This is a genomic window from Pseudooctadecabacter sp. (assembly GCF_965657175.1).
GTDB lineage: Bacteria > Pseudomonadota > Alphaproteobacteria > Rhodobacterales > Rhodobacteraceae > Octadecabacter.
Map to the genome: position 1 here is coordinate 144,484 of NZ_CBFHNH010000001.1, position 25,985 is coordinate 170,468.

The window sequence follows — 25,985 nt, forward strand, 5'->3', positions numbered from 1 at the left end:
ACGAAGCGTCGGGTGTTCTTGCGATGGATTATGCTGGCGCGACCTCCCTCGCGTATGGACTGTCCGACGCGACCCGTGACGATGTGGCACGCACGGCGGGCGCATGGTCGCGCCGGTATCATCGTGACGCTTTTATTGAACAGCGCGGCCATGTACCTCCGCCCCAGCTGACAGATGATGCGTCCGAGGACAGCCATCTGGCCATGCCCATGGCCCTGCTTGCCGCGCAAGAGGATCGTGCGGCAGGCTTACCGACCGAATTGGTCTACCGTTTCGGGGATTTCACGCAGGGCAACCTTATGCGCGGCGAACAAGGTATGATCGCGATTGATCGCGCGGCCCATATCACGGCAGAGCGTGAAATGGACATGGCGGTGTTCTTATGCTGGATCGACAGGCACCTTTTTGACGCGGACAAAACGGCCCGAGACCGTGAACAGCGCCGCGCCGCATGTCGCGCGGCTTTTGCGGCGGGCTATGGTTTGACAGAAATGGGGGGGGCGATTGCTGGATGTCGCCATCGATACGGCTGTCCTTCGCAACTGGCTGCACTTTCGCAAAGCACCGCGCAAGGCGGCGCATCACAAGGCCTTTTACGATGATCGTCTGACAGAGATGTCTGAACGCCAGAAAATGAGATTGGACAAAACATGAAGCTTTATGCCGTTGGTGACATTCATGGATTTACGGACCAGTTGGATCGCGCGCTTGATCTGATCGCAACCGATGGTGGGACCGATGATCCGGTGGTCTTTCTTGGTGACTACGTGGACCGTGGCCCGAACGGCAAAGGTGTGATTCAGGCCATGATGGATGGTCAGGCCGCAGGGCGGCCATGGACCTGTCTGATCGGCAACCATGATCTGATGTTTTGGCGCTTTGTCACCAGCGGCATCTGGCAGGACCGGATGATCAAATCCGGCAAGGGCTGGCTGCACCACCGGTTGGGCGGCAACACGACGGCGATGTCCTATGTGCCTGACCTGTCTATCCCCGATGGTGTTGACCCCGTCACACAAGCGGATCGCGCCAAGCTTCAGCCGCTGCTGCAGGATGCTGTGCCCCAAGAACATTTGGATTGGATTGCGAACGGCCCCCGCTATCACCACGCGGCTGGGCATCTGTTTGTCCACGCAGGTATTCGCCCCGGTGTCGCCATGGAACACCAGACGGAAGAAGACCTTGTATGGATACGCGAAGGCTGGATCGACAATGAGGACGACCACGGCATCATGGTTGTCCACGGTCACACGGCGTTGGACTTTCCCGAACATCTGGGCAACCGGATCAACCTTGACAGCGGGGCCGGATATGGCCGGACCTTAGTGCCTGCGGTTCTTGACGACGGCATTTGGTACACGCTCGATGAAACGGGCCGTACGCTGCTATCGCCTCAGAGGTTGAACCCCAACCGGTGACGGGTGTGCCTGTCTGACGAGCGCGCGAACGTCTTGAGGTGGGCAAATCCCTGTCGTTCCCAAAACGCGCGGCCTTTGGGGTTTTCGTCTAGCACAGCGATCAAAAGACGGGTCGCTCCTTGGATGCGGGCGGTGGCCTTGATGTGGTCGACCGTCTGGGTGCCCAGCCCGCCGCCGCGATGCGCCGCATCGAATATCATCAGTCCAATGTAGCAATCGGTAGGGTTAGGGAAACCGAACAGGTAACCCGCAACACCGACAAGCCTGCCATCAACCTTCACCCCCAAATGACGCGTGTTTTCAGGCGGCACCGTGGGCGGACGGTCGGTGAAGAAAGCCACAACCGTCGCGTTGGTCGGCGCATGTTCATGTTCCAACAGAACGTAATCCGCCGCCGCCTCAAACACCGAAAGGACGCGGGCGGCATCGGCGGGATATGTCAAAGGGACGATCTGCATGGGCCGAGGCTAGGGGCAGATGACGTCGGACGAAAGACCTTTACCGGTGGTGGCGCAGGTTCGCGTCCGCTAAGCATCCCCCATGGGCGTGAGTTTTGATACATTGGGCGAGATGCTGAACCACGGGTATGACACTGTCATCGACGTGCGCTCCCCTGCGGAATTTGCCGAAGACCATGTGCCTGGCGCAATCAACCTTCCCGCGCTGAGCAATTCAGAACGCGCCGAGGTTGGGACGATCTATGTCCAAGATGATCCCTTCAAAGCACGGAAAATTGGGGCCGCCCTTGTTGCACGCAATGTCGCCGCACATCTGCAAGGGCCGTTGGCCGACAAGGACGGCGGCTGGCGGCCCTTGGTCTATTGCTGGCGTGGCGGGCAACGGTCCGGGTCGTTCATATCTATCCTGCAACAAATCGGATGGCGTGCAGATGTGGTGACGGGCGGCTATCAGACGTTTCGCGGCTTGGTGCACGGTGTCGCCTATGTCAGGCCCACATCCCATCGGCTGATCCTGCTGGATGGCAACACCGGCACCGGCAAGACGGACATTCTGTTGCGGCTGGCCGACCTTGGTGTGCAGGTCATTGACCTTGAAGGTCTGGCCAACCATCGCGGGTCGCTTTTGGGCGAACAAGCCGGCGATCAACCTGCACAAAAAGCCTTTGAAACGCGGGTCGCTTGCGCCCTTGCGACCCTTGATCCCACACGCCCAACGGTGGTCGAGGCCGAAAGCAGCAAGATCGGTGACCGGATCATTCCGCCGACGCTTTGGGCCGCCATGAAATCCGCACCCCGCATCACGATTGACGCGCCATTGGCCGCACGCGCAGCCTATCTGGCCGACGCCTACCGCGACCTGGTCGAGGACCGCGCCACCTTTGCCGCGAAATTGGACATCCTGCGCAGGCACAGGGGCAAACGGGTCGATCACTGGCTCGACTTGTTGGCACAGGATGATGTGGAAGGGTTGGCCGCAGCCCTGATGGAGGATCATTATGATCCGTCCTACCGCGCCGCCCGCGCGCGCCATAATCCGCAGGTTCTGCACCGGTTCAAGGTCGCGGACCTGTCACAGGCGTCACGCCAAAAACTGGCTGCGGATGTTGCCGCTACTTTGGGTTAGGTAAACCTGACACCAGACCTCTCGGTGATCTCACCGATTATATAGAAGCCACTCTGTCCGGACAGTTTTTCGGCCATCTTAGACGGCACGGCGGCCAATAGCCCGCCCCCCGTTTGCGGATCAAACATCAGTGCCGCGCGTGCCGTGTCCGGTGCGGACACGCCAGCAACCGCCCTGTTGTCTGGATACAAGCTGGACCGGATGCCGTCCTTTGCCAGATCAAGGGCGCCTTGCATCACTGGCACGTCGTCCAACCGAACCTCAGCCCCGACACCCGAGGCCGCGCACATCCCTGCCAGATGACCGGCCAGACCGAAGCCCGTGACATCGGTCATGGCGTGGGCTGAATGCAACGCTGTGGCAGCGTCGCCTTGGGGGTGCTGCATGGCGTCAAGACAGGCCATAACATCGGCCCCACGAGCAAGGCGGCGCATTTCTGCGGCCATGATCGTGCCGGACCCGAGGGGCTTGGTCAGGATCAACGCATCGCCCGGCTTAGCCCCCGCAAGCGTGATCGGGTCCGTGTCGCATAGCCCTGTGATGCTAAGCCCGATGGTAAGGCCGTCGCCCAAGGTCGTGTGCCCGCCAACCAGCGCGGCACCCGCATCCCCCAATGTGCCTGCCACAGTCGAGGTGATTTCAGCGACCGTGCGGGCCTGCAATGCAGCGGTCATGCGCGGCAGGATCAAGGTGAGCGTTGCAGCCTGCGGCGCGGCCCCCATGGCCCAGATGTCGCCCAGCGCGTGCACCGCCGCAATGCGCGCCATGGTGACGGGGTCGTCTGTCACGGCGCTAAGATGATCCGTGGTGAGGACCTGACGCTGCCCCCCCACGGTCAGCAGGGCCGCATCATCGCCGGGCAGCGTGGTTACGTCCGTACGCGTGGTTGCGGGCAGCTGACCCAGCGCCGATTGCAACGCACCGCGCCCGACTTTGGCACCACAGCCGCCGCACAAGGGTGCGTTGCCCAGCGCCTCAGCCACGCCGGTGGCGGTGCGCAGGGGCAGGTCGGTTTCCATCTGCGGCAGATCGTCGAACTGGGTCATGAATTTGCGGTCGATCTGGTCCTTCCAACGCCACAGCAGTTTGCCGCGACGGGCCGTGCCCAGCTTTTCGGCCAGCGCGATTTTGCCGCCCAGTGAGATCAGTTTGAGGTAGTCTTTTTGCGGTCTGAACGCCTGCAGCGGCCTGTCTGACAGTCGGGCGCGCAGATTGTCATAGAGGTACGGGGCCTCTCTGACCGCGAACACGCCCGCCTTCGGCCGCGGGTCATGGCTCAGGTGGGCGCAGTCGCCCACGGCGAAGACATCAGGGTCCGAGGTTTGCAGGGTCGGACCAACGGTCAGGAACCCCGCGTGCAGGTCCAACCCGATGTCCGCGATCCAGTCGTGGGGCCGCGCACCAGCCGCCCCGGTGGTGAAGTCAGACGCGATAATGCGCCCATCGGCCAAACGCACGCCGTGGGCCAGCACTTCGGTCACATCAGCGTCCTCCACACAGGTCACGCCCAGGTCGGACAGCGCAGCCATCAGGCGGCTACGGGCGGGCGGGTTGAAGCCATCGAGGACGCGGCCACGGTCGATCAGCGACACCTCAGGTGCGCTGTCGCGCAGGGCGTGGGCCATGGCCATGGCAAGCTCCGCACCTGCAACACCACCGCCGATGACGGCAACCTTTGGCTGACCAGCCGTCGCGCGGAACGCATCCCACCGAGTCGCGAACATGCCGAGGGGTTTCGCGAGGATCCCATGGTCGGCAAAGCCGGGCAAGCGCGGCATTTCAGATGTGATGCCCACATCAATCGCGGCCACGTCGTAGGCCACGGGCGGGCGGTTCGGCACGGTGATCGTCTTAGCCGCAGGGTCCATCGCCACGGCCTTGCCGTTGATCAACCGCGCGCCTGCGAACCGCGCCAGTTTCACCAGATCAATGTCCAACTCATCCCGCGTATAGTGTCCAGCCACAAAGCCCGGCAACATCCCCGAATAGGGCGCAGTCGGCCCGGGATTGATGACCGTCAGGCGCACGCCGGGCAGCGGGTTTATCCCCCAAGATCGCAACACCAGCGCATGGGTGTGGCCGCCGCCGATCAAAACAAGGTCACGGGTGAAGGGGATCTGTTGTTTCATATGCCCCCAATAGCTGCTTGTGCGCGTCATGGCGATACATTCCAAATCACAGATGTGTCAGTCGTAGCCGGTCATTTCCAGATACCCGCGTCCAGTATGGCTACCGGTGATGGTCACCGGCCCCTCCCAATAAGGCACGGAGGTGTCCATCCATGCCTGTGGGTTGATCGCGGCCACAGTCACATCGACCCCACGATCAGGAAGGCGGACCTGCCAACGGGTCGGCACATCGCGCCCGCCCACGTCCGTGGTCTCCACCGGCTCCGCCTGAAACGCGCCGTCGGGATAGGGTGTTGCCTCACCTTCCGGCGTGATCCACGTGGCGGCGGTATAGTAGGTTCCGTCCGTTTGGCGCAGACGGAACCCCATCAGTTTGCCGTCACCCAGTGACAGGGAAAACCAATCCCAACCGGTCTGATCTTCGGACAAAGGTTGGGAGGACCATTCGCGGTCCAGCCATGCCTGCCCCGTCACGGCTACGTCGCCGGTGGGCAGGGTCAAGGTGCCTTCGATGTCGTAGAAGGGTTGCGAATAGTAATAGCTGGCCTGCCCTTCCGCGGATTTGATGGAATAGCCGTCGTCGCCGTGAAACACCAAGGGGCCTTGGGCCGTGAGGGCCATATCATAGGCGAAATCGGGACCGCTGGCGGTCATCGTAAGGGTGTCGAAATCGGGGCCGGCCAACTGCCAGTCGTCGATCCATGCCTCGAACGGATCAGGCGTCACACCCGCCTGCCCAATGCCGCCGCGCGACAGGCGTTCGGTGACAAAATGTGCATCGGGCGTGGTCACGGCGGCATGGCCCATCCAGAGTTGCGGTGACGACCAGCCGTCGCCCTGCCCCGGCGCTAACGCTGTGCGAAAGAGCGTCCATTGCAGGCCATACTCCGTGCCGTCGGTATCCTCTAGGTTTGCCGTCAGATACCACCATTCGATGCGGTAATCGGGGTGCGGGCCGTGGTCTGCGGGGAAATCGAAGATCGCCGGGCGCTCAGGCGTGGCGAAATCCTCCGTCGCGGTGCCAAGGCCTGCGAAGCCCTGGGCGGACAGGACGGTGGGAATCATGAGAAGGAGGGCCAGTGCTTTAACGTTCATTGGAGAATACCTTGAGCAGATCGGCAGGCCGTGTGCGGGCCAGTTTGCGGGCAGGCCAGAGGGCCGCCAAAACAGCGGCGAGCACGGCAAAGACCGCAAGCCGCGCGTAGTCCCATGGGAAGAGGAACATCGGCAGACGCCAGCCAAACGCCTCAACATTCACGACGGCCAGCAATGTCCATGCCAGCGCCAGACCCAGCGGCAGGGCCAGCGCCGCCGTAAGCAAGGCCAGCAACACCGCACGCAGGATTTCCACCCGCCCCAGCCGCGCGCGCGTCAACCCCTGCGCCCAGACGGGCGCCAGCTGCGGCAGGCGCATGGTGGCGAGGGTCAGGAGGCTCATGAGGATGGCAAACCCCGCCACGGCGAGGGTGAGGACATTGAGGGCGCCAGTGACGGTAAATGTCCGATCGAAGACCTCCAACGAAAACGCCTTGATGCCCGCTTGGTTGATCATGTTCGCCTCGGCCAGCCCGAAGTCATCACGCAGGGCGATGGACAGTGGCGTGACCTCGGCGGGGTCCATGCGGACGCCGAAGCGGAGGGGGATGATATCGGGGAACAATGCCTCAAACGTGGCTTCGGTGATCAGGGCCTGCCCGATGGGATTGCCGTAATCGCCGTATATGCCCAGCACCTCAAACGCGGTGCCGCCGATGGTGACGGTGTCGCCAATGGCGATGTCGGCACGACGGGCGAGCTGTTCGTTGATCGCTGTGCCCTCCCCCGTCTCAATCCGCGCCCAGGCGTCAGGGGCGGATTGCAGAAACAGCCAATTGTCGCGGTAGGTGGCATGGGGGGTGGGGCCGAAAACCTCGGACGGGATGTCGCGGATGTCTTGGCTGGCCGATTGGATGGGCAGGATTTTGTCTACGCGGGGGGCAAGGTATTCGCGCAAGGCAGCGGCCTGTTCCGCGTCGTCGGCGTAGACATAGAATTCGGACGCCAGCCGTTGATCCAGAAACCCGGTGAATGTCAGACGGAACGAACTGACCATCGTGGACACGCCCACATTCGCCGCCATAGCCAGCAGCAGCGCCATCAGCGCCAGCGACAGACCAGGCAGCTGTTGGCGGGTGTCAGCCCAGAACCATTCCGCCATGACCGTGCGCGCGCGGGACGCCCCCAATGCCAGCACGCGGTCAAGGACAAGGGGCAACGCCAAAGCCGCGCCAATTAGCAATGCGGCGAGCATGCCGAAGCCCGCGACCAGCCCGTCAGCAACCCACGCGAGAAGCGCGGCAAGTACCAGCAACGTCACCGCCGCCACCGCCTGCCAGATGCGCCCGCGTCCGGCCTGCATGGCCCAAGCACGCGGTCGTGCCGAGGCCAGCAGCGGCATCCGCGCCAATTTCCAAAGCGATGCGGAGGCCGCAAGACCCGTGCCGCCCACAGCAATCGCCAGCCCCGACAGCCACCATTCCGGCCGCAGTTGCAACGTGCCCGACACTGATGCGCCATAAAGGCCAGAGAGCGTGGCCGCCACATCCGGCAGCAACGCGGCGGCGACGATATAGCCGAGCCCAACTCCGATGGCCCCGGCGATGACCGACAGCACCAGCAATTCAACTGCGATCAGGGCCACCAGACGGCGCAGGGGAAAGCCCAGAGCGCGCAGGGTCCGGATCACAGGACGGCGTTGTTCGAACGCCAGCCCAATGGCGCCTTGGACGATGAAAATACCCACGGCAAAGGACAGCAACCCGAAGGCGGTGAGGTTCAGGTGAAAACTGTCCGTCAACCGCGCCACATCGGATCCGGCCTGTGGTGGACGCAATGTCAGGTCGGGGGCGATGTCTGTCAGGGGCGGCTGGGTGACGGGCTGGATCGGGGCAACGATCAGGCGGCTGAGCTGTCCGTCAAGGCCCAGCAGACGTTGCGCCGTGCCCACGTCCGTCAGGATCACACCGGGGGCGACATCAGGGGCTGTGCGGGTCATGACATCGACGGGCGGCAGACGGTCAAGCGTGTCTTGGGTCGCAAAAAGCACGCCGTTCAACATGACCTCAACCGTCAGGTCCCCATCGCTGAGGTCCACGGGGCCAAGTCCGCCAGGGGCGGTTAACACGTCGAGACCAATGAGGCGAATGCCCTCCAGACGGCCTTCGGCTACGGGGCTGACCTGCCATCCGGCGCGACGCAGGGCCACATATCTGGCTTGATCAATACTGCCGCTGGGGTGGGTGATCTGCGCGAACTGGCCTTCGCCCAACGTCTCCGCCGCCGCATCATAGGAGGCGCGGGCTTCGGCATTCACGGCCTGCACGCCGGACCACAGGGCCGTCGCCAAGGACAGCCCCACAATCAGCGTGAACAGCTGCATCGGGTTGCGCCGCCAATGCGACAGCAGCGCCAAAAGGCCCGTACGGGTCATGCGACCTGCCCTGCGCGCAGGTGCAAACGGCGCCCCATGCGCCCGGCCAGACGGTCGGAATGGGTGACGACCAGCAGCGCCGCATTGGTCTCGGCCACCAGATCCAGCATCAGGGACATAACAGTTTCGGCCGTCGCCTCATCCAGATTGCCAGTGGGTTCGTCGGCCAGCACCAGTTTCGGCTTGGCGGCCAAAGTGCGTGCAATGGCGACCCGTTGTTGTTGGCCGCCAGACAGCTGTTCGGGGTATTTGGACAGTTGCGCGGTCAGGCCCATGCGGTCTGCCAAACGATCGTTCCATCCCCGATCCTCGCGTCCTGCCAAACGCGCCTGAAATGCGATGTTAGACGCCACGGTGAGAGACGGGATCAGGTTGAACTGCTGAAAAATCACGCCAACGCTGTCGCGCCTTACGGCGGCACGCCCCGCGTCATCAAGGGTTCCGATGTCCGTCCCGTCGATCCGGACCGATCCGCCATCTGGTTGATCCAGCCCGCCCACCAAATGCAAAAGCGTGCTTTTGCCGCTGCCCGATTCTCCGGTCAGGGCAAGCGTTTCACCTGCATCCATCGACATGCTGATTCCGTTCAACACGGCAATGTCGCCATCCGGGCCGGGGTAGGTTTTCGTCAGATCGGTGACGGTGAGAAGCATGGCGTTTTCCGATTTTTGTGGTCTCCCTTTCTATCTAGCGGTGCGCACGAATAAAAAAGCCCCCTGCACGCGGTGTTTCGCCGCGACGTCAGACTTGGGAGCGGGCGCCCTGCCGCGTTAGGGTTTCGGATAGGCAAACAGGAGACCCAATGTCCGATATCGTCATTCTATCCGGAGCCCGCACCGCAATTGGAACATTCGGGGGGTCCTTGGCCGGGATCGCACCGATTGATTTGGGCACCGCCGTCAGCGCAGCCGCCTTGGACCGCAGCGGCGTCGCCCCGGACAAGATCGGCCATGTGACGTTCGGCCATGTGATCAACACCGAACCGCGCGACATGTACCTAAGCCGCGTGGCCGCCATGAATGCGGGCATTCCAGACAGCGTTCCTGCGATGAATGTGAACCGGTTGTGCGGGTCAGGGGTGCAGGCCATTATCTCCGTTGTTCAGTCACTGATGCTTGGGGATGCGGAGTTCGGCCTTGCCGGCGGGGCCGAAAACATGAGCCGGTCTCCGTTCATTTTGCCCGATGCCCGTTGGGGCGCAAAGATGGGCGATGTCGGCGCCAAAGACATGATGCTGGGCGCGCTGAACTGCCCCTTTGGCACCGGACATATGGGTGTCACCGCCGAAAACGTGGCCGCTGAACATGACGTGACCCGTGAGGCGCAGGATGCCTTTGCCGTAACATCACAAGACCGCGCTGCCGCCGCGATTGAGGCGGGGTATTTCGACGATCAGATCGCCCCGATCATGGTAAAGAAACGGCGTGAGATGGTGGAATTCAAGGTGGACGAACACCCCAAGGCGACAACGGCGGAAACCCTCGCGGGATTGCGGCCGGTGTTCCAAAAAGACGGCACCGTCACAGCGGGCAACGCGTCGGGGATCAATGACGGGGCGGCGGCGATTGTGCTGGCGCGCGCGGACGCGGCGGACGCGGCAGGGCTCACGCCAAAGTTTCGCGTTCTGGGTTATGCCCACGCCGGCGTCCGGCCTGAGGTTATGGGGATCGGGCCGGTGCCAGCAGTCCAAAACCTGCTCGCTAAAACAGGGCTGTCGGTTGACGATTTCGATGTGATCGAAAGCAACGAAGCCTTTGCCGCTCAGGCGCTGGCCGTCAACGCGGAACTGGGGTTGGACCCAGACCGCGTGAACCCCAACGGCGGTGCGATTGCATTGGGCCATCCGGTGGGTGCCACAGGTGCGATCATCACCGTCAAGGCAATGTATGAATTGGAACGCATTGGCGGCAGTCGCGCGCTGATCACCATGTGTATCGGCGGCGGACAGGGAATCGCGCTGGCAATCGAACGGATTTAGCCGTTCGCGGCGTCTGGGTAGTCGCGGATAAAGGTCAGCTTTTTGGTACCTTCGCTCAGCTCTGGGGCGAAGGCGTAGCCGCCCGTGTTAAAGTCGTGCAAATCGCTGAGCTGAGTGACCTGATTTTCAACGATGTAGCGCGCCATCGCGCCACGTGCGCGTTTGGCGAAGAAGCTGACGATGCGGGGTTTGTCGTCTTTGACTTCCATGAAGACGGGCGTGATGACCTGTAGCTTCAGCGCCTTGGTGTCCGCCGCTCCGAAGTATTCTTGCGATGCGCAGTTCACCAGAAATTCCGTCTGCCGCTCTTTGCCCAAGGTGTTGAGCGCCTTGGCAAGCGTGTCGCCCCAGTAGTCATAAAGAGACGTGCCGCGACGGGTTTTCAGCTTGCTCCCCATTTCCAACCGGTAGGGTTGGATCGCATCTAGAGGGCGCAGCAAACCGTACAAACCGCTGAGGATGCGCAAGTGATGTTGCGCATAGTTCAGGTCTTCGTCGGATAGGGTTTTCGCCTCAAGCCCCTGGTAGGTATCACCATTGAACGCAAAGGCCGCCGGTTTAGTGATCTCATCCGATGGGTCGTCCTGAAACGCCTTGAACCGATCGCGGTTCAGACGGGCGAGGTCATCGGAAATCGACATCAGGTCCTTCAATGCGCCCAACGTCAAATTGCGAGAGGTCTTCGCCAGTCGCACCGCGTCTGCCTGAAAATCAGGTTGGGTCGCGGCAACATCCACGGGGTCCCAATCGAGGGATTTGGCAGGCGAAATGACAGTCAGCATGGGCGATCCTGTGGGGTTTTACGGTCAGTCAACTGGGTCTGACATAGGCGCAGATCACAGGAAGTAAATGCCCGTTTGCGGCGGAGAGCCCTGCCGGACAGGACGGGACCTTTAAGCGTGCAGGATATCCATAAACGCAGGCCCAAAGCGTTCGGCGTATTTGGGGCCAATCAACCGTTCAAGTGCTGCCGTATCGCGGGGTTTTTGGCTGGCGACCTTGGCCAATTGGGATGCGGTGCACGACAGCGGTTTGTCGGTGCCGTCTGGTCCGCGGGTCAGATCGGCCTGTGCCTCAAGCAGTTGGTCATAAAGCGTACCTTCGTTGCGACCAGCAAGTTTTTGGCGCGCGGGGTGCTGGGCTTCGGCCTCCCCGTTGATGACCTCAAGAAATGCTGCACCATATTTGTCGAGCTTTTTGGCCCCCACCCCACCGATGCGCGCCATATCATCAAGGGTTCGTGGACGGGTTTCGGCCATTTCGATCAACGTGCGGTCGTTGAAAATGATGTAGGCTGGGCCGCCCGCCTGTTCCGCAAAGAAACGACGTTTCGCCTTGAGTGCGGAGAGAAGCGGTGCGTCTTCTTCGCTGACCATTTGTTTGACCTTGGGTCCGGATTTTGCGGCCTTGATGGTATCACGGCGCAGTTGGATCGTGGCCTCCCCCCGCAGGATGGGGCGGGCGTGGTTGGTCATGCGCAGCGCACCGTGGCGTTCGGCATCGGGCCGCATAAGGTCGTGCCCCATCATCTGCCGGAAAATCGCCTGCCATTGAACGCGGGAGTATTCGCGGCCCACACCGAAGGTGGGCAGTTGATCGTGGTTCCACTGACGGACTTTGTCGTTGAGGTTGCCCAACACGATGTCGATAAGGTGCCCCGCCCCAAAACGTTCGTCGGTGCGCAGCGCCGCAGAGAGGGCCATGCGGACGGGTTGGGTGCCATCGAACACGTCGGCGGGTTTGTCGCACAGATCACAGTGTCCACATTTTTCGGGTGTCTCGCCAAAATAGGACAACAGGTTTTGACGGCGGCAAACGAGCGCCTCGGCCAGACCCAGAAGCGCGTTGAGGCGGCCATGGTCGGCGGCACGGCGTTCGGGTGGGGCGAGGCCCTCGTCGATTTGCTGGCGGCGGTAGCGGATGTCGTCGGGGCCAAAAAGGGTCAGGGTTTCGGCCGGTGCGCCATCGCGGCCCGCACGACCGATTTCTTGATAGTAGGACTCAATGGATTTGGGCAGGTCAGCGTGGGCGACCCAGCGGATGTCGGGTTTGTCGATACCCATGCCAAAGGCCACCGTGGCGCAAACGATCAACCCGTCTTCCTGCTGGAACCGGCGTTCAACTGCGCGACGGTCGTCGGGGTCCATGCCGCCGTGGTAGTGGCAGGTGGAATGGCCTGCGTCTGACAGCGCCTTGGCCAATGTTTCGGTTTTGGCACGGGTGCCGCAATAGACGATGCCGGCCTGATCACGACGGGATTTGGCAAAGTTCAAAATCTGCGCGCGTGGGCCGTCTTTGGCGGCGAAGGCCAGATGGATGTTGGGGCGGTCAAACCCATGCAGGAAGATTTCGGGGGCCTGCCCGTCGAACAGCTTCTGCACGATCTCGGCGCGGGTTTCTTCATCCGCCGTCGCCGTGAAGGCGGCAAGCGGCACGTCAAGATTGCGGCGCAAATCACCGATGCGCAGGTAGTCAGGGCGGAAATCGTGGCCCCACTGAGACACACAATGCGCCTCATCCACTGCGATCAACCCGACGCCAATTTGCCGCAGCATATGTTGCGCGCCGTTGGACGCCAGCCGTTCAGGCGCAAGGTAAAGGAGTTTGCAGGTGCCCGCGCGCAGGGCGGCATGGGCGGCGTCTGTTTCGTCCTCGGTGTTGCCGGAGGTCAGGGCATGGGCCTCAACCCCGTTTTCCCGCAGGAAGCGGACCTGATCGCGCATCAAAGCGATCAGCGGCGAAATCACAATGGTCACCCCATCGCGCACCAAAGCAGGCAATTGAAAACACAGCGATTTGCCCCCGCCGGTCGGCATGATCGCAAGGGTGTTCTTGCCGTCAGTGACGGCCTGAACAATGTCTTGCTGGCCCGGACGGAACCCGTCAAAGCCGAAAACGTCGCGAAGAAGCGTGGCAGCGCTCATGCCCGGACCTTGCCTGTGATGTTGTTAAATGCTCGTTAACATCGAAAGAATCACAGGCTGGGGTCCGGCGCAAGTCAGGTGAAGGCCGCGTAGTTGTTAATGAGGATGATGCGCAGGGCCGAAATGCCCAAAAGGGCAACGATGGGCGACAAATCAAGCCCGCCCATTTGCGGCAAAATCCGGCGGATCGGGCCATAGATCGGTTCTAACAGGCGGCTCAGCCCGTACCAGATTTGTCCCACCAGTTGCTGGCGGACGTTCAGGACCTGAAACTGGATCAGCCACGACATGATGAAATGCGCGATGATAATGTAGTAGACGAGGTCGAGGACCATCATCAGGATCTGGAAAATCGATTGCATGGGCGAAGTCCTTTTGGCGTTTTCCAGCAGGTAAGCACGGATGGCTTAAAGGGCAATGACTTTCCGCAGCGTTATGGGTTGACGCGAACGTCAGCTGCCGCACCTTAGCGGCATGTATCCTTTTTTACGCCTTGGCTGGACTTTGTTTGCATCGCGCCGGTTGCCCCCGATGGACCCAATGGACATGCACGTATCCCAACATTGGGCACGGCCCAGTGATTGCGACATTTTCCTTGAGATGAACAACGGCCGGATTTTGACCCTATATGAATTCGGGCGCTTTCAGGCGTCGGTCCGGATGGGGCTTTGGGCGCTGTTGAAAAAGCGCAAATGGGGCTTCGCTGTCGCGGGCACATCCATTCGCTATCGCAAGCGGATCACGCCATTTGAACGCTATGAAATGCGCACCAAAATCGCGACCTGGGATGACCGGTTTGTCTATATCGAACAGGGCATGTTCAAGCGGTCTGGCGAATGCGCGAGCCATGTTTTGTTTCGCACAGCCGTGGTCAAAGGCGGGCGCGCGGTGCCTACAGCTGAGGTGATCGAGGCACTGGGGATCACCACGCCGCGACCGGATCCTGCCCCTTGGGTGAAAAACTGGATCGACGCAGAGGCCACGCGCAACTGGCCACCGGAGCTGTAGCCCCATTTTTCGTTGCCACAGCGCGGCTTTCCCTGTCTTAATCCTTGCCAATAAGGGAGCAGGGATATGGCAACGGTTTCTAAGAAACGGATTTGGGGTTGGATGGCGTTCGATTGGGCGTCGCAACCGTTTTACACATTGGGTCTGACATTTATTTTCGGACCCTATTTTGCTGCGGTCGCGGCGGAGTATTTCCTGAATTCCGGCATGGAAAGCGGCGCCGCCAAGGCGCAAGCGCAGGCAATGTGGTCCGGTGGGCAGACGGTTGCTGGCCTGTTTATTGCGTTCACCGCGCCGTTCATTGGGGCCTTTGCCGACAATTCAGGGCGCAAGATCCCTTGGATCGCGCTTTTCTCGGTTCTGTATGTCTTGGCCACTGCATCTTTGTGGATATTGCAGCCGGATGGGACCAACCTGTTTTTGGTGCTGATCCTGTTTTACGTGGGCTTTGTTGCTGCCGAAAGCGCGCTGAATTTCATCAATGCGATCCTGCCCAGCCTTGGGACCAAGGATGAGGTCGGGCGTATATCGGGGTCCGGTGCGGCCTTTGGCTATTGGGGCGGCGTGGTATCGCTGGCCATCATGCTGTTGCTGTTCGTCGAGCAAGACAATGGGCGCACGATCTTTGTGGGGCTGGAACCGGCCTTGGGCCTGAACCCGGACGAGAAAGAAGGCACGCGTTTTGTGGGGCCCTTTATCGCCTTGTGGTTCATGGTGTCTATGGTCCCGTTTTTCTTGTGGGTGCGGGATGATCCGCACGCAGGCGGCAAACGGACAGACATCAAAGCAGTGGCGGGTGATTTGTGGGCCACGTTGAAATCTGTGGCCCAACGCAAGAGCCTGTTGAATTTCCTTGTCGGGTCGATGTTCTACCGGGACGCATTGAATGCCTTGTATGCGTTTGGCGGGGTGTATGCAGCACTGGTGCTGGAGTGGTCGGTCACACAGATCGGCGTCTTTGGCGTCGTGGCCGCGATTGCGGCGGCGGTGACCACGTGGATCGCCGGTTTAGCGGACAAACGGTTCGGGCCAAAGCCCGTGATCCGCGTCGCCGTCTGGTGCCTGATTTTGGTGTCTGTGACGATCATCTTCATGTCCCGCGAACAATTATTCTGGGTGGCACTGCCCATCGGATCAACCGTGCCGGACACCGTGTTTTATGTCTGCGGGGCCGTGATCGGGGGCGCCGGCGGGGCCGTCTATTCGGCCAGCCGGTCGATGATGGTGCGCCACACACACCCTGACCGCCCGGCGGAAGCGTTTGGGCTCTTCGCACTATCCGGCAAGGCCACGGCATTTCTGGCACCCGCAGGGATCACCTTGTTCACGTGGCTGACGGGCAGTCCGCAACTGGGCTTCCTGCCGGTGATCTTTCTATTCCTTCTTGGGTTGGTCTTGCTATGGTGGGTTAAACCACAAGGAGATGCAGACGAATGGGCAGTTTCTTAAAAACGAGCATCCTGATTGCGGCTTTGGCTGTGACGGGGGCGTGTCGCAACAATGATGTGACGCGCAACGTAGACGACGGGCGTTCTGCGGCGACCGTGCCGACGCAGAACGCGGGCGACAACCGCGTCGCAAAGGAGGTCTTCGGCTATCTGCCTGTGGCGTCCAATCAGCGGTCCGAGGCCATTGGCGGCTATGCCCGCGGCTGTCAGGCCGGTGCCGTGCAACTGCCCGAAACAGGCCCCACGTGGCAGGCCATGCGCCTGTCGCGTAACCGCAACTGGGCGCAGCCTGTGACAGTGGATTACGTCCAAGACCTCAGCCGTTTTGCAGCGCGCCTGCCCGGATGGGAGGGCCTCTATGTCGGAGACATGAGCCAGCCCCGCGGCGGGCCGATGTTGACGGGGCACACATCGCACCAATCCGGCCTCGATATGGATATTTGGATGTTGCAGCCCGACCGGTTGAACCTGTCGCGTCAGGAACGCGAAGATCTGTCGTCTATTTCGATGCGCCGCGAACGTGGCGCGTTCACGAATTCCCGCTGGACCGAAGAACACATGCGGCTGCTGCGCGAAGCAGCGAGTGATCCGCGCACAGCGCGTATTTTCGTCTTTCCCGGCGCAAAAGTGGCCATGTGCAACTGGGAAACCGGGGATCGGTCATGGCTGAACAAGATCCGCCCATGGTGGGGGCATTACTATCATTTCCACGTGCGTCTGAACTGCCCTGCCGGTGACCGCGCCTGTGAGGATCAGGCCCCGCCCCCGCCCGGTGACGGCTGCGCCGATGCGCAAGGTTGGGTGGACCGGATTTTGAACCCACCCCCACCGGACCCCAACGCAACACCCTCGCCAGGCCGTGGCCCGCTGACAATGGCGCGCCTACCGGCGCAATGCCTGAGCGTCGCCAACAGCAATTGAGATTAACCGTTTGACAAGGCACGCCGCGACCGGATACGTCGCGGCGTCTCGCGTGGTGCGGGGCCAAGTGTCCGACTACCTTGTCAAAACGGATTATTGATATGAACAGACTTCTTCCTGGCGTGATCGCCATGGCCGCCGTCGTTGTGGCGTCCAACATCCTTGTGCAGTTTTTGATTCTTGATGGATTGCTCACATGGGGTGCTTTTACCTATCCACTCGCATTTCTGGTGACCGATGTGATGAACCGCGTCTATGGCGCGGGGCCTGCACGGCGCGTTGTGTTGATCGGCTTTGTGGTGGGCATCATCTGTTCGCTGATTGGCAGCCAGATCATGATCCAAGGCGACGGGTTTGAATTCCCTGCGGTCGCGCTGCGTGTGGCCATCGGGTCTGCGACAGCGTTCCTTGTGGCGCAGTTGATTGACGTGGCGATTTTCCAACGGTTGCGGGACGGTGCGTGGTGGCGTGCGCCGCTGGCGTCCACACTGATCGGATCAACCATCGACACAGCACTGTTTTTCACCATCGCGTTTTCGGCCAGCCTGTCCTTCGGGGCCGCCGCCGACGGTGAAATCAGCTGGGCGTGGGATGTCGTGCCTTTCTTGCTGACAGGACCGGAGGCCCCGTTGTGGGTGACTTTGGCCGTGGCGGACTGGGGTGTGAAGATTGCTATCGCTTTGATCGCACTGATCCCGTTCCGCCTGATCGTTGGGCGGATGCAACAAACCGCATAGATGTCGTCATTTTTCTTTTGGTGATCCCCAGAAGTTGTGTTTTTCTAGTCATAGGCGAAACAACGAAAGGAGGTGATCCAGTGTCGAGAAAGCATTTGGAGAGAGGTGTCGGGACAACTGTGGAGGTGCGTGTCTAGGGCAGCCCTTGGGCATGTAAATCCACAGGTGGCGCGCTGATGACAGCCGGTCCTAACCGACCCCACCTCCGTAACTTTCGGAAGGCCGCGCATCGCTAGCGCGGCCTTCTTCTTTGGCGGATGGAGTGGTAACAGGGGCTCTGCCCCTCGGCCTTGCGGCCTCACCCCGGAGTTTTTGGATCAGAAGAATATGGGACTGCGCATCAACGAACAGATCACGATTGAAGACTGGGAGCTGACGGAGCAGTTCGTGCGGGCGAGCGGCCCGGGTGGGCAGAATGTGAACAAAGTCGCCACGGCGGTAGAATTGCGGTTTGAAGCTGCACGTTCACCCAATTTGACGGGTCCGGTGAAGGCGCGACTAAAGCGGCTGGCCGGGCGGCGCTGGACTGCGGACGGGGCCTTGGTGCTGTTTGTGCAAGATACACGGTCACAAGCCCGCAACAGGGAACTGGCGCGAGACCGGTTGGCAGACCTGATAGGCGCGGCTTTGGTTGCACCCAAACGACGGGTGAAAACACGCGTGTCGGCCAACCAGAAACGCAAGCGGGTCGAGGCGAAGAAGAAGCGGGGGGAGGTGAAGGCTCTTCGCAAAGGGCCCGACATTTAGGGGAACATCTATCGGGATGCGACGTTTATCACCGTAGCCCAGGTGGAGACCCAAGATGACCGATCAAACATCAGCCAATAGCGGACCGAAGACGCGAAGTAAGTTCTATGCGATTATCCCTTTGGGTTTCGTCGCCCTCGTCGCTCTTTTAATATTGGGCGGTTGGGCGGTCGAAGAGGCCCCCGCAGAAAACGCAGTCGTTGATTTCGTCGAAGGCGCCGAAGCCGACGTTAACTGAGGTTTGGGTTAAACCACGACCTCGACCTTTTCCTGCTCTCCCACGCCAAACACGCGTTTGTATCGTTCGACTTCTTCAGCCGTACCCATGGCCTTGTTGGGATTGTCGCTAAGTTTGACTGTGGGCTTTCCGTTGGCCGATATTGCTTTGCACACCAGACTGAACGGCGCCAGCGTGTCGCCTGCAGTCAGACCTTTGAAATCGTTGGTCAGCATCGTCCCCCACCCAAAGGACACGCGCGTCCGGCCTTGGAATTGCTGGTGGAGGGCTACGATTTTGTCGGCGTCCAGCCCGTCAGAGAAAATAACGAGCTTTTCACGCGGGTCCTCGCCCCGACTTTTCCACCAGTTGATCGCCCGTTCGGCGGCGGTGGCAGGATCGCCGCTGTCGACGCGGATGCCTGTCCACCCCGCCAGCCAGTCGGGCGCGTTGTCAAGAAACCCTTGCGTGCCGTAAGTGTCGGGCAGAATAATCCGCAAATTACCGTCGTGTTCTTCGTGCCAGTCTTGCAGGACGTCGTAGGGGGCGCGGGCCAGCGCTGCGTCTGTTTCCGCTAGGGCGCTATAGACCATGGGGAGTTCGTGAGCGTTTGTGCCGATCGCCTCAAGATCGCGGTTTTTGGCAATGAGGCAATTGGACGTGCCGAGAAACGCGTCGCCCAGACCTTCTTGCATCGCCTGCACGCACCAGTCCTGCCACAAAAACGAATGGCGGCGGCGGGTGCCGAAATCGGCAACGCGCAAGCCGTCGAGCGGTTGGAGTTTTTCAATCTTTTCCCACAATTTGGTCATCGCGCGGGCGTAGAGGACTTGCAGTTCAAACCGACCCATGGCGCCAAGGACGGCGCGGCCCCGCAGTTCCATCAAGATTGCAAGGGCAGGGATTTCCCAAAGCATCACTTCGGGCCATGATCCTTCAAACGTCAGTTCATATTGTCCGTCGCGTTTTTCCAGATGGTAGGGCGGCAGGCGCAGGTTTTCGAACCAGTCCATAAATTCAGGGGAAAACATCTGACGTTTGCCATAAAAGGTGTTGCCGCGCATCCAAGTGCTTTCGCCACGGGTCAGCGACAGGGAGCGAACATGGTCCAGCTGTTCGCGCAGTTCTCCTTCATCAACAAGATCGGCCAGACGAATGGATTTCGTGCGATTGATCAGCGAGAACGTCACCTGCGTGTCGGGCTTGTTGCGGAACACCGACTGACACATCAGCAGTTTGTAAAAATCCGTATCGATCAGGGACCGGACGATCGGATCGATCTTCCAGCGGTGATTCCAGACGCGGGTTGCGATGTCGACCATGATGTGTGTCCCTTATGACTGGCGCTGTTAGAGCAAATCCCACCGGTCCGGCGCAAGGGTTAGCTGGCGGCTTTCATGACGATCAGACCGGAAACGCGCAAAGTGGTGGCGAAGACAGCATGGATCGCAGGCGGTTTGGGCCTGAGTCGAGACGCGACAGTTTGATCTTGCCCAGGGGGCCGCGCCCACGGCAGTGTTTGTGAAGGTGTGATGAAAGGATCGGGGCAATGGCTGAGGATGCAGTATGAAGATGGCGCGGATGCTGACTGCAGTTGAGGCCCACGCCGAAGGCGAAGGAGGGCGGGTCATCACCGGTGGGATGCCACTGCTGAAAGGCAATTCAGTGTTTGAAAAAATGCGCTATTTGGAAGCGCATCATGACGACATCCGCCTTTTGATGCTGCGTGAGCCGCGCGGGAATCCGGCACTGTGTTGCAATGCGATTGTGCCGCCGTGTGATCCGACGGCAGACGCGGGGTTCATCGTGATGGAGCAAACCGAATATGCGCCCATGTCCGGATCGAATGCCATTTGCGTGACGACGGTCCTTTTGGAAACGGGCATCGTACCTATGGTAGAACCTGAAACCGTTTTGCGGCTGGAGGCCCCGGCCGGGGTGATCGAGGTGCGGGCCACCTGTCGAAACGGCAAGGTCGAAAGGGTCGAATTCGAAAACGTGCCTGCTTTTGTCGCCCATCTTGATGTTCCGCTTGATGTCCCCGGATTTGGCACAGTGGAGGTCAGCATTGCTTGGGGTGGCATGTGGTTCGTCATCGCCGAGGCGCGTGCGTTTGGCATTGATCCCGTGGCCGAAAATGGCGGGGCCTGCGTGCGCGCGATCGAGGCTATGCGCCATGCCGCGGTTGAGCAGTACCCTGTCAGCCACCCCGACAACCACGATCTTAGGGGCCCAACGATTGGTCAGATCGTGGCGCCACCGATTGACGAAGGCACCCATGGGCGGGGCGCGATTTCCGTATCGTCAGGGCCGTTTGATCCTTCGCGGCCTGAGGCATTGTCCGGCGCTTTGGATCGGTCGCCTTGTGGCACGGGCACCTGTGCCAAGATGGCGGTTTTGCATGCGCGGGGGGAGCTGGCTGTGGGGCAGGATTATGTGAATGCCTCCCCCATTGGGACGCGGTTCACCGGACGTATCGAACGGGTCACACGGGTGGGCGACTATGATGCAATTGTTCCCAGTCTTTCGGGGCGCGGCTGGATCGCAGGGGTTTCGCAATGGATGCTGGACCCCAGCGATCCGTTTCCACAGGGGTTCACCATTGGCGATATCTGGGGGTGACGCCCTAATTCATTCGCGCGGTCGGCTGGTCCATCGGCGACCCGACCAGAGACCTTAGCAAACCATCATCCAACCGCTCTTTAAACGCCACACCCGCCTTGGATTCCGTGGCCCAGCGCACAACGGCATCCACGCTTTTGCTTTTGAAGTTGAGCGTCACCTTTTCACCCACGCGCAAAGGTTTGTCACCCACGACACCGGCCCCCGATTTGCTGACATTTTCGAGGACGAAATGCCGCCCGAATCCGCGCGCGGCGAGGATGATAGGGGAATGGGTTGGCAATCTGGGTTCACGCGGAATCATCGAAATCTCCTCTCAGTTTGCAACCGGTGTAGGGACGACGTCTTAAAATCTGGTAATCAGACGAGGGTGACGCCGACCTCCTGCATGCCGGTTTTGGCTGCTTCAAGGGAGTTGTCAAAATCGATTGCGCGGCACAGGTCCATGCGAACAGTTGCGGTGAAGCCCAGTTTGGCCGCGTCCACCGCAGAGTAATTGACGCAAAAATCTGTCGCGAGGCCCACGAACGTCAGATCGGTTATGCCACGGGTCCGCAGATATCCTTCAAGGCCCGTGGGCGTCTGATGGTCGTTTTCAAAGAACGCCGAGTAGCTGTCGATGGCGGGGTTGTAGCCCTTACGAACAATCAGATCTGCGCGGGTGGTGTTCAGGTCTTCGTGAAATTCCGCACCTTTGCTGCCCTGCACACAGTGATCTGGCCACAGAACCTGCGGTCCATAGGGCATTTGGATCAGCGTCATCGGATCGGCATCATGGCTGGTCGCGAAGGAACTATGGCCAGCGGGGTGCCAGTCTTGCGTCAGGATGACGGCGTCAAAATCATCCATCAGTGCGTTGATGGGCGCCACGATCTGATCGCCCTCGGCTACGGCCAGCGCGCCGCCGGGGCAAAAATCGTTTTGGACATCGATGACAATGAGGGCGTGCATGGGAAGGCTCCGTCTGGGGTAGGTTGCGTGCATCCTACGGGTTGAGAGGTCGGGCGCAACGGCGTAAAGGGGGCGCCATGTATACAGTTGCAGCGCTTTATCACTTTACGCGGTTTGATGACCCGGCGGCCCTCAAGGGTCCGTTGGCGGCGGTCTGTTGTGGCAATGGGGTCATGGGCACCCTTTTGCTGGCACGGGAGGGGATCAATGGCACCATCGCCGGATCGCGTGAGGGTATCGATGCGGCCTTGGCCCACATCCGCGCCCTGCCCGGCTGCGCCGATCTGGAGTGGAAGGAAAGCAAGGCGAGCGTACCGCCCTTCAACCGAATGAAAGTCCGCCTAAAGCGCGAGATCGTGACCATGGGTCAGCCGGATGTAGACCCCACAGCCGCCGTGGGCCGCTACGTAGCACCCGAGGACTGGAACGCATTAATCGCCGCCCCCGATGTGGCTGTCATCGACACGCGCAACGACTACGAGGTGGCGATTGGCACCTTTGACGGGGCCATCGACCCGCAAACCAAAAGCTTCGGCGAATTTCCCGCATGGTGGGAGGCCAACAAGGACCGCTTTCACAACAAACGGATCGCGATGTTCTGCACCGGCGGCATCCGCTGCGAAAAATCTACGAACTTCCTAATCGGTCAGGGTGTAGAGGATGTGTATCACCTGAAGGGTGGTATCCTGAAGTACCTTGAAGAGGTCCCAAAGAACGACAGCACATGGGACGGAGAATGTTTCGTCTTTGATGCGCGGGTCAGCGTGGGGCATGGGTTGGAAGAAGGCCCTCATGTTCTGTGTTATGCCTGCCGCAGACCTCTGTTGCCTGAGGACCGCGCGCGCCCCGAGTACGAAGAAGGCGTATCGTGCCATCAGTGCGCCGATGAAACGTCAGACGCCGACAAGGCCCGTTTCCGCGAACGCCAAAAGCAGATCGCGCTGTCAAAGGCGCGGGGCGAAAACCACGTGGGCCCCAAAGTCTGACTGGTCATCGCGCGCGATTTAGGGTGAGGTCTGCCCAAAGGAGACACGCCCATGATCACACCCGAACTGCTCACCACCATCCGGTCGAAATTCGCCCATGTGGACGCGTGCCCGTTTCAGGGACCGCGCGTGTTTTTTGAAAATGCAGGCGGGGCGCTGACCCTTAAGGCAGCCGTAGAAACATCGGCGCGGTTTGCCGCCATCCCCGACAATCAAGGGCGCGATAATCCGGCGGCCCATGCGCTGATGGACATAATCGCGGACGCGAAAGCAGCGGCGATGGAGTGGTTCAATGCGCCCGGCGGTCAGGTGTTCGTCGGCGAAAGCGGGACGGAACTGTTGTTCCGTTTAATCCGTACTGCGGTGGCAGGCACATCAGGCGGCGTGCTGTTGGGGTCTACGGTTGAACACCCCGCGTCGCGGTCTGCCATGGGTCACTGGGCGGACAAATTCAGCCGCGATTACCGGCTGGTGCCCCACGACGATACGCTTGGGCTGGTCACAGCGGAGGCCTACGCAGCGGCGGTCACGCCGGACACCAAGGTGGCGACGATCTTGCACACCTCACCGGTGACGGGGATGGGCATGGATCTGGCGGCAATTTCGGCCGCGATCCGTGCTGTCGCGCCGGAGTGTTTCATTATCGTCGATGGCATCCAGCATGCGTCCCACGGGTTGGTCGATCTGACAGCGGCGGATGTGGATGGCTATGTAGTGTCGCCCTACAAGGTTTTCTCACGCCATGGATATGGCGTAGCATGGGTGTCCGACCGGTTGACCTCCCTTGGGCCAGAACAACTGGCAGGCGGACCCGACGCCGCATGGGAGTTCGGCACACGGGACACCGGTGCCTATGCGACCTTTCATGACGTCGTCGACTATTTCGATTGGCTCGGTGGACAAGTCGGTTCGGCGGACACACGACGTGGCCGGATTGAAGATGCGGGTGCCGCCATTAAGGCCCATGAACGCACTTTGTGCGACGCCATGATCGGTGGGATTGGCAACCTCAAAGGGTTGGCGGACTACGATGGCGTGACGATCATCGGCGGCGCCGATAATCCTGCGCGTGAAGGGTTGGTCTGCTTTTATGCCAACGGCCACACGTCGGCCGATATTGTCGCGGCGCTCAACGCCGAGGGTGTGCGAACCCATGTTCGTAAGGCCGACCACTACAGTGGAAATATTCTGACGCCCTTGGGGCAAGAGGCAGCCGTGCGCGTTTCAATGTGCCACTACAACAGCATGGCTGAGGTCACGCGGTTTTTGTCGGTCATCGCTGAGGTGATGTAGAAAGGGCCGCCCATCGTGTATGGGCGACCCTTGGTCTCTAGGCCGCCGCCGCGGCCGTATCCAATTTTGGATAGTCGGTGTACCCGGTTTCGTCCCCACCATAGAAAGTGTCTTGATCGGCCTCAGCCCATGCGGCACCCTGCCGGATACGTTCGGGCAGGTCTGGATTGGCGATGAAGGGCCTGCCGAACGTGACAGCATCGGCGTGCCCGCTTTCTATCGCCTCTTCGGCGCGGGCCTGATCATAGCCGCCATTGGCGATGTACAGCCCTGACGTGAAATTTTTACGCAGGGCTTCCGTCAATTTGCCGTCGCTCTCATTGCCCGGGAAGTTTTCCACCACATGCAAAAAGGCAATCTGTTCGTCGCTCAATGCGCTGTAGATCTGTGCAAAATGGCCTTCTGGGTCGCTGTCTGACATGTCATGGGCCTGCCCGAGGGGGGACAAACGGACGCCAATGCGGCCACGTTCCCAGTGCGTCGCAACAGCACCAATCGTCTCGCGCACAATGCGCAAGCGGTTCTCGAGCGAGCCTCCGTAAGCATCATCGCGCGTGTTCACACCATCCTGAAGGAATTGATCCAAAAGATAGCCGTTGGCGGCATGGACCTCGACCGCGTCAAAGCCTGCAGCTTTGGCCATGCGGGCGGCACGTTCAAATTGGCCGATGACCTCATGAATGCCGTCGACGGTCAAAGCTTCGGGTTTGGACGTATCCGTGAAACCATCTGCCGTGAAAGTCTGCGCCTCCGCCGCGACATCCGTAGACGACACCGGACTGCGGCCCTCAGGCAAAACAGAAGTATGGCTGATCCGGCCCACATGCCAAAGCTGGATGCACATACGGCCGCCAGCCGCGTGCACCGCATCATTGATCTTACGCCATCCGGCAACCTGTGCGTCGGTGTGGATGCCTGGGGTCTGGATGTATCCTTTGCCCATAGGATCAATTTGGGTGGCTTCCGTCCAGATCATGCCGGCACTTGCGCGCTGCGCATAATAATCTGCGGCCTTTTCCCATGGCACACCATCATCATGGGCGCGGTTGCGGGTGAGAGGGGCCATAAGAACACGGTTCGGCAGTTCCAGCGGTCCCATCGCTAGGGGTTGAAGAAGGGGAGAGGTCATTTGCGTCATCCTATTGCGAATTGCGTTCTTGAAAGGGTTCGAGCGCGTCCTGCGCATCATCAGCGTGATTTACATCACCGTCACCGGACCAATCACCCTCTAGGCGGTTGGCGTCTTTCATGTCATTGGGAAGTTCGCGGGCCAGATCGGCCACCGGAGGATCATCGCGATCCACTTCCTCAAGACGAATGTCACGATTCTCGCCCGGCGTGATTTCGGTCAAATCCTGGGTCTCGGCGCGGCTTTCAGGCTGGGTGCTGTCTGTTGTCTTGTCTGCCATGGGAGTTCTCCTTTGGGGGAAGAACCCATGGCAGGCAAAAAGGTTCAGGGGAACTGCGGGAATTCGCCCGGTCCTTCATTCATCTGGCCCAACAAAACTCCCGCCGGAGGCCAAATTCTCAAAGAGAATTTGCACCAAAATCCT

Annotated in this window: 26 protein-coding genes; 13 read left to right on the forward strand and 13 right to left on the reverse strand. The window is 60.5% G+C overall.

Translation table 11 applies throughout. The features are described 5' to 3' along the window. Nucleotides 1-23: 23 nt before the first annotated feature. Nucleotides 24-602, forward strand: coding sequence for a hypothetical protein (locus ACTG36_RS00695; protein ID WP_375279420.1), 579 nt, complete (start codon nucleotides 24-26; stop codon nucleotides 600-602). Between the two features lie 48 nt (nucleotides 603-650). After that, nucleotides 651-1,418: a metallophosphoesterase gene (locus tag ACTG36_RS00700; protein ID WP_375279421.1), complete on the forward strand. Its 768-nt coding sequence runs from the start codon at nucleotides 651-653 to the stop codon at nucleotides 1,416-1,418. On the opposite strand, the gene ACTG36_RS00705 is transcribed toward ACTG36_RS00700, so the two are convergent. Continuing rightward, on the reverse strand, nucleotides 1,394-1,876 hold the full coding sequence (locus tag ACTG36_RS00705; protein WP_439141200.1) for a GNAT family N-acetyltransferase: 483 nt from the start codon (nucleotides 1,874-1,876) through the stop codon (nucleotides 1,394-1,396). The genes ACTG36_RS00700 and ACTG36_RS00705 overlap by 25 nt on opposite strands. An 82-nt stretch (nucleotides 1,877-1,958) precedes the next feature. On the opposite strand from ACTG36_RS00705, the gene mnmH reads away from it, so the two are divergent. Next, nucleotides 1,959-3,002, forward strand: a complete 1,044-nt coding sequence (gene mnmH / locus ACTG36_RS00710) for a tRNA 2-selenouridine(34) synthase MnmH (RefSeq protein WP_375279423.1) — start codon at nucleotides 1,959-1,961, stop codon at nucleotides 3,000-3,002. Here mnmH and selD read toward each other — a convergent pair. From selD to ACTG36_RS00730, 4 genes are read right to left on the reverse strand one after another with little or no spacing between them, the layout of a single operon-like run. Then, the gene (gene selD, locus ACTG36_RS00715) at nucleotides 2,999-5,131 is read right to left on the reverse strand and encodes a selenide, water dikinase SelD (RefSeq protein WP_375279680.1); all 2,133 of its coding nucleotides are present in this window, start codon (nucleotides 5,129-5,131) and stop codon (nucleotides 2,999-3,001) included. The genes mnmH and selD overlap by 4 nt on opposite strands. 57 nt (nucleotides 5,132-5,188) lie before the next feature. Further along, the gene (locus ACTG36_RS00720; protein ID WP_375279424.1) at nucleotides 5,189-6,226 is read right to left on the reverse strand and encodes a lipocalin-like domain-containing protein; all 1,038 of its coding nucleotides are present in this window, start codon (nucleotides 6,224-6,226) and stop codon (nucleotides 5,189-5,191) included. Next, a complete protein-coding gene (locus tag ACTG36_RS00725) occupies nucleotides 6,216-8,600 on the reverse strand; it encodes an FtsX-like permease family protein (protein ID WP_375279425.1) in 2,385 nt (794 codons plus the stop codon). Before ACTG36_RS00725 ends, ACTG36_RS00720 begins: the two co-directional genes overlap by 11 nt. Further along, nucleotides 8,597-9,253: an ABC transporter ATP-binding protein gene (locus ACTG36_RS00730; RefSeq protein ID WP_375279426.1), complete on the reverse strand. Its 657-nt coding sequence runs from the start codon at nucleotides 9,251-9,253 to the stop codon at nucleotides 8,597-8,599. Before ACTG36_RS00730 ends, ACTG36_RS00725 begins: the two co-directional genes overlap by 4 nt. A gap of 149 nt (nucleotides 9,254-9,402) precedes the next feature. Between ACTG36_RS00730 and ACTG36_RS00735 the strand changes: the two genes are divergently transcribed. Then, entirely contained in the window at nucleotides 9,403-10,578 is a 1,176-nt protein-coding gene (locus tag ACTG36_RS00735; RefSeq protein ID WP_375279427.1) for an acetyl-CoA C-acyltransferase family protein, read from the forward strand. Here ACTG36_RS00735 and yaaA read toward each other — a convergent pair. The 3 genes from yaaA to ACTG36_RS00750 all read right to left on the reverse strand — a co-directional run bounded on the left by yaaA (nucleotide 10,575) and on the right by ACTG36_RS00750 (nucleotide 13,864). Then, complete coding sequence (gene yaaA / locus ACTG36_RS00740) at nucleotides 10,575-11,360, reverse strand: peroxide stress protein YaaA (RefSeq protein WP_375279428.1); 786 nt, start codon at nucleotides 11,358-11,360, stop codon at nucleotides 10,575-10,577. The two genes, ACTG36_RS00735 and yaaA, sit on opposite strands and share 4 nt — an antisense overlap. 111 nt (nucleotides 11,361-11,471) lie before the next feature. Further along, the gene (gene recQ / locus ACTG36_RS00745; protein ID WP_375279429.1) at nucleotides 11,472-13,502 is read right to left on the reverse strand and encodes a DNA helicase RecQ; all 2,031 of its coding nucleotides are present in this window, start codon (nucleotides 13,500-13,502) and stop codon (nucleotides 11,472-11,474) included. Nucleotides 13,503-13,576: 74 nt separating this feature from the next. Beyond that, nucleotides 13,577-13,864, reverse strand: coding sequence for a YggT family protein (locus tag ACTG36_RS00750; RefSeq protein WP_375279430.1), 288 nt, complete (start codon nucleotides 13,862-13,864; stop codon nucleotides 13,577-13,579). Between the two features lie 184 nt (nucleotides 13,865-14,048). Here ACTG36_RS00750 and ACTG36_RS00755 point away from each other — a divergent pair, with 184 nt between their 5' ends. The 6 genes from ACTG36_RS00755 to ACTG36_RS00780 all read left to right on the forward strand — a co-directional run bounded on the left by ACTG36_RS00755 (nucleotide 14,049) and on the right by ACTG36_RS00780 (nucleotide 18,601). After that, nucleotides 14,049-14,510: a thioesterase family protein gene (locus tag ACTG36_RS00755; protein WP_375279431.1), complete on the forward strand. Its 462-nt coding sequence runs from the start codon at nucleotides 14,049-14,051 to the stop codon at nucleotides 14,508-14,510. A gap of 66 nt (nucleotides 14,511-14,576) precedes the next feature. Beyond that, the gene (locus ACTG36_RS00760; protein WP_375279432.1) at nucleotides 14,577-15,959 is read left to right on the forward strand and encodes an MFS transporter; all 1,383 of its coding nucleotides are present in this window, start codon (nucleotides 14,577-14,579) and stop codon (nucleotides 15,957-15,959) included. Then, on the forward strand, nucleotides 15,944-16,879 hold the full coding sequence (gene mepA, locus ACTG36_RS00765; RefSeq protein WP_375279433.1) for a penicillin-insensitive murein endopeptidase: 936 nt from the start codon (nucleotides 15,944-15,946) through the stop codon (nucleotides 16,877-16,879). Before ACTG36_RS00760 ends, mepA begins: the two co-directional genes overlap by 16 nt. A gap of 101 nt (nucleotides 16,880-16,980) precedes the next feature. Next, entirely contained in the window at nucleotides 16,981-17,616 is a 636-nt protein-coding gene (locus tag ACTG36_RS00770; protein WP_375279434.1) for a queuosine precursor transporter, read from the forward strand. A 327-nt stretch (nucleotides 17,617-17,943) separates the two neighbouring features. Beyond that, nucleotides 17,944-18,363 carry an alternative ribosome rescue aminoacyl-tRNA hydrolase ArfB gene (gene arfB, locus ACTG36_RS00775; RefSeq protein WP_375279435.1) on the forward strand — a complete coding sequence of 140 codons (420 nt, stop codon included), beginning with the start codon at nucleotides 17,944-17,946 and terminating at the stop codon, nucleotides 18,361-18,363. A gap of 55 nt (nucleotides 18,364-18,418) precedes the next feature. Further along, on the forward strand, nucleotides 18,419-18,601 hold the full coding sequence (locus ACTG36_RS00780) for a nicotinate phosphoribosyltransferase (RefSeq protein ID WP_375279436.1): 183 nt from the start codon (nucleotides 18,419-18,421) through the stop codon (nucleotides 18,599-18,601). A gap of 8 nt (nucleotides 18,602-18,609) precedes the next feature. Here ACTG36_RS00780 and pncB read toward each other — a convergent pair whose 3' ends face one another. Continuing rightward, on the reverse strand, nucleotides 18,610-19,902 hold the full coding sequence (gene pncB / locus ACTG36_RS00785) for a nicotinate phosphoribosyltransferase (RefSeq protein WP_375279437.1): 1,293 nt from the start codon (nucleotides 19,900-19,902) through the stop codon (nucleotides 18,610-18,612). Between the two features lie 244 nt (nucleotides 19,903-20,146). On the opposite strand from pncB, the gene ACTG36_RS00790 reads away from it, so the two are divergent. Further along, entirely contained in the window at nucleotides 20,147-21,202 is a 1,056-nt protein-coding gene (locus tag ACTG36_RS00790) for a proline racemase family protein (protein ID WP_375279438.1), read from the forward strand. 4 nt (nucleotides 21,203-21,206) lie between these two features. On the opposite strand, the gene ACTG36_RS00795 is transcribed toward ACTG36_RS00790, so the two are convergent. After that, entirely contained in the window at nucleotides 21,207-21,506 is a 300-nt protein-coding gene (locus ACTG36_RS00795) for a PilZ domain-containing protein (RefSeq protein ID WP_375279439.1), read from the reverse strand. A gap of 56 nt (nucleotides 21,507-21,562) precedes the next feature. Further along, nucleotides 21,563-22,153 (reverse strand): bifunctional nicotinamidase/pyrazinamidase, encoded by a 591-nt coding sequence (gene pncA, locus ACTG36_RS00800; protein WP_375279440.1) that lies wholly within the window; start codon nucleotides 22,151-22,153, stop codon nucleotides 21,563-21,565. A 77-nt stretch (nucleotides 22,154-22,230) separates the two neighbouring features. On the opposite strand from pncA, the gene trhO reads away from it, so the two are divergent. Next, on the forward strand, nucleotides 22,231-23,139 hold the full coding sequence (gene trhO / locus ACTG36_RS00805; RefSeq protein ID WP_375279441.1) for an oxygen-dependent tRNA uridine(34) hydroxylase TrhO: 909 nt from the start codon (nucleotides 22,231-22,233) through the stop codon (nucleotides 23,137-23,139). A 51-nt stretch (nucleotides 23,140-23,190) separates the two neighbouring features. After that, nucleotides 23,191-24,432, forward strand: coding sequence for an aminotransferase class V-fold PLP-dependent enzyme (locus tag ACTG36_RS00810; RefSeq protein WP_375279442.1), 1,242 nt, complete (start codon nucleotides 23,191-23,193; stop codon nucleotides 24,430-24,432). A gap of 37 nt (nucleotides 24,433-24,469) precedes the next feature. Here ACTG36_RS00810 and ACTG36_RS00815 read toward each other — a convergent pair whose 3' ends face one another. Beyond that, a complete protein-coding gene (locus ACTG36_RS00815) occupies nucleotides 24,470-25,561 on the reverse strand; it encodes an alkene reductase (protein WP_375279443.1) in 1,092 nt (363 codons plus the stop codon). A 10-nt stretch (nucleotides 25,562-25,571) separates the two neighbouring features. Next, nucleotides 25,572-25,841 carry a hypothetical protein gene (locus ACTG36_RS00820; protein WP_375279444.1) on the reverse strand — a complete coding sequence of 90 codons (270 nt, stop codon included), beginning with the start codon at nucleotides 25,839-25,841 and terminating at the stop codon, nucleotides 25,572-25,574. Nucleotides 25,842-25,985 lie beyond the last annotated feature (144 nt).

Coding starts and splice junctions, on each gene's coding strand:
- ACTG36_RS00695 (WP_375279420.1), top strand. CDS start 24: ATGGATTATGCTGGCGCGACCTCCCTCGCGTATGGACTGTCCGACGCG.
- ACTG36_RS00700 (WP_375279421.1), top strand. CDS start 651: ATGAAGCTTTATGCCGTTGGTGACATTCATGGATTTACGGACCAGTTG.
- ACTG36_RS00705 (WP_439141200.1), bottom strand. CDS start 1,876: ATGCAGATCGTCCCTTTGACATATCCCGCCGATGCCGCCCGCGTCCTT.
- mnmH (WP_375279423.1), top strand. CDS start 1,959: ATGGGCGTGAGTTTTGATACATTGGGCGAGATGCTGAACCACGGGTAT.
- selD (WP_375279680.1), bottom strand. CDS start 5,131: ATGAAACAACAGATCCCCTTCACCCGTGACCTTGTTTTGATCGGCGGC.
- ACTG36_RS00720 (WP_375279424.1), bottom strand. CDS start 6,226: ATGAACGTTAAAGCACTGGCCCTCCTTCTCATGATTCCCACCGTCCTG.
- ACTG36_RS00725 (WP_375279425.1), bottom strand. CDS start 8,600: ATGACCCGTACGGGCCTTTTGGCGCTGCTGTCGCATTGGCGGCGCAAC.
- ACTG36_RS00730 (WP_375279426.1), bottom strand. CDS start 9,253: ATGCTTCTCACCGTCACCGATCTGACGAAAACCTACCCCGGCCCGGAT.
- ACTG36_RS00735 (WP_375279427.1), top strand. CDS start 9,403: ATGTCCGATATCGTCATTCTATCCGGAGCCCGCACCGCAATTGGAACA.
- yaaA (WP_375279428.1), bottom strand. CDS start 11,360: ATGCTGACTGTCATTTCGCCTGCCAAATCCCTCGATTGGGACCCCGTG.
- recQ (WP_375279429.1), bottom strand. CDS start 13,502: ATGAGCGCTGCCACGCTTCTTCGCGACGTTTTCGGCTTTGACGGGTTC.
- ACTG36_RS00750 (WP_375279430.1), bottom strand. CDS start 13,864: ATGCAATCGATTTTCCAGATCCTGATGATGGTCCTCGACCTCGTCTAC.
- ACTG36_RS00755 (WP_375279431.1), top strand. CDS start 14,049: ATGCACGTATCCCAACATTGGGCACGGCCCAGTGATTGCGACATTTTC.
- ACTG36_RS00760 (WP_375279432.1), top strand. CDS start 14,577: ATGGCAACGGTTTCTAAGAAACGGATTTGGGGTTGGATGGCGTTCGAT.
- mepA (WP_375279433.1), top strand. CDS start 15,944: ATGGGCAGTTTCTTAAAAACGAGCATCCTGATTGCGGCTTTGGCTGTG.
- ACTG36_RS00770 (WP_375279434.1), top strand. CDS start 16,981: ATGAACAGACTTCTTCCTGGCGTGATCGCCATGGCCGCCGTCGTTGTG.
- arfB (WP_375279435.1), top strand. CDS start 17,944: ATGGGACTGCGCATCAACGAACAGATCACGATTGAAGACTGGGAGCTG.
- ACTG36_RS00780 (WP_375279436.1), top strand. CDS start 18,419: ATGACCGATCAAACATCAGCCAATAGCGGACCGAAGACGCGAAGTAAG.
- pncB (WP_375279437.1), bottom strand. CDS start 19,902: ATGGTCGACATCGCAACCCGCGTCTGGAATCACCGCTGGAAGATCGAT.
- ACTG36_RS00790 (WP_375279438.1), top strand. CDS start 20,147: ATGAAGATGGCGCGGATGCTGACTGCAGTTGAGGCCCACGCCGAAGGC.
- ACTG36_RS00795 (WP_375279439.1), bottom strand. CDS start 21,506: ATGATTCCGCGTGAACCCAGATTGCCAACCCATTCCCCTATCATCCTC.
- pncA (WP_375279440.1), bottom strand. CDS start 22,153: ATGCACGCCCTCATTGTCATCGATGTCCAAAACGATTTTTGCCCCGGC.
- trhO (WP_375279441.1), top strand. CDS start 22,231: ATGTATACAGTTGCAGCGCTTTATCACTTTACGCGGTTTGATGACCCG.
- ACTG36_RS00810 (WP_375279442.1), top strand. CDS start 23,191: ATGATCACACCCGAACTGCTCACCACCATCCGGTCGAAATTCGCCCAT.
- ACTG36_RS00815 (WP_375279443.1), bottom strand. CDS start 25,561: ATGACCTCTCCCCTTCTTCAACCCCTAGCGATGGGACCGCTGGAACTG.
- ACTG36_RS00820 (WP_375279444.1), bottom strand. CDS start 25,841: ATGGCAGACAAGACAACAGACAGCACCCAGCCTGAAAGCCGCGCCGAG.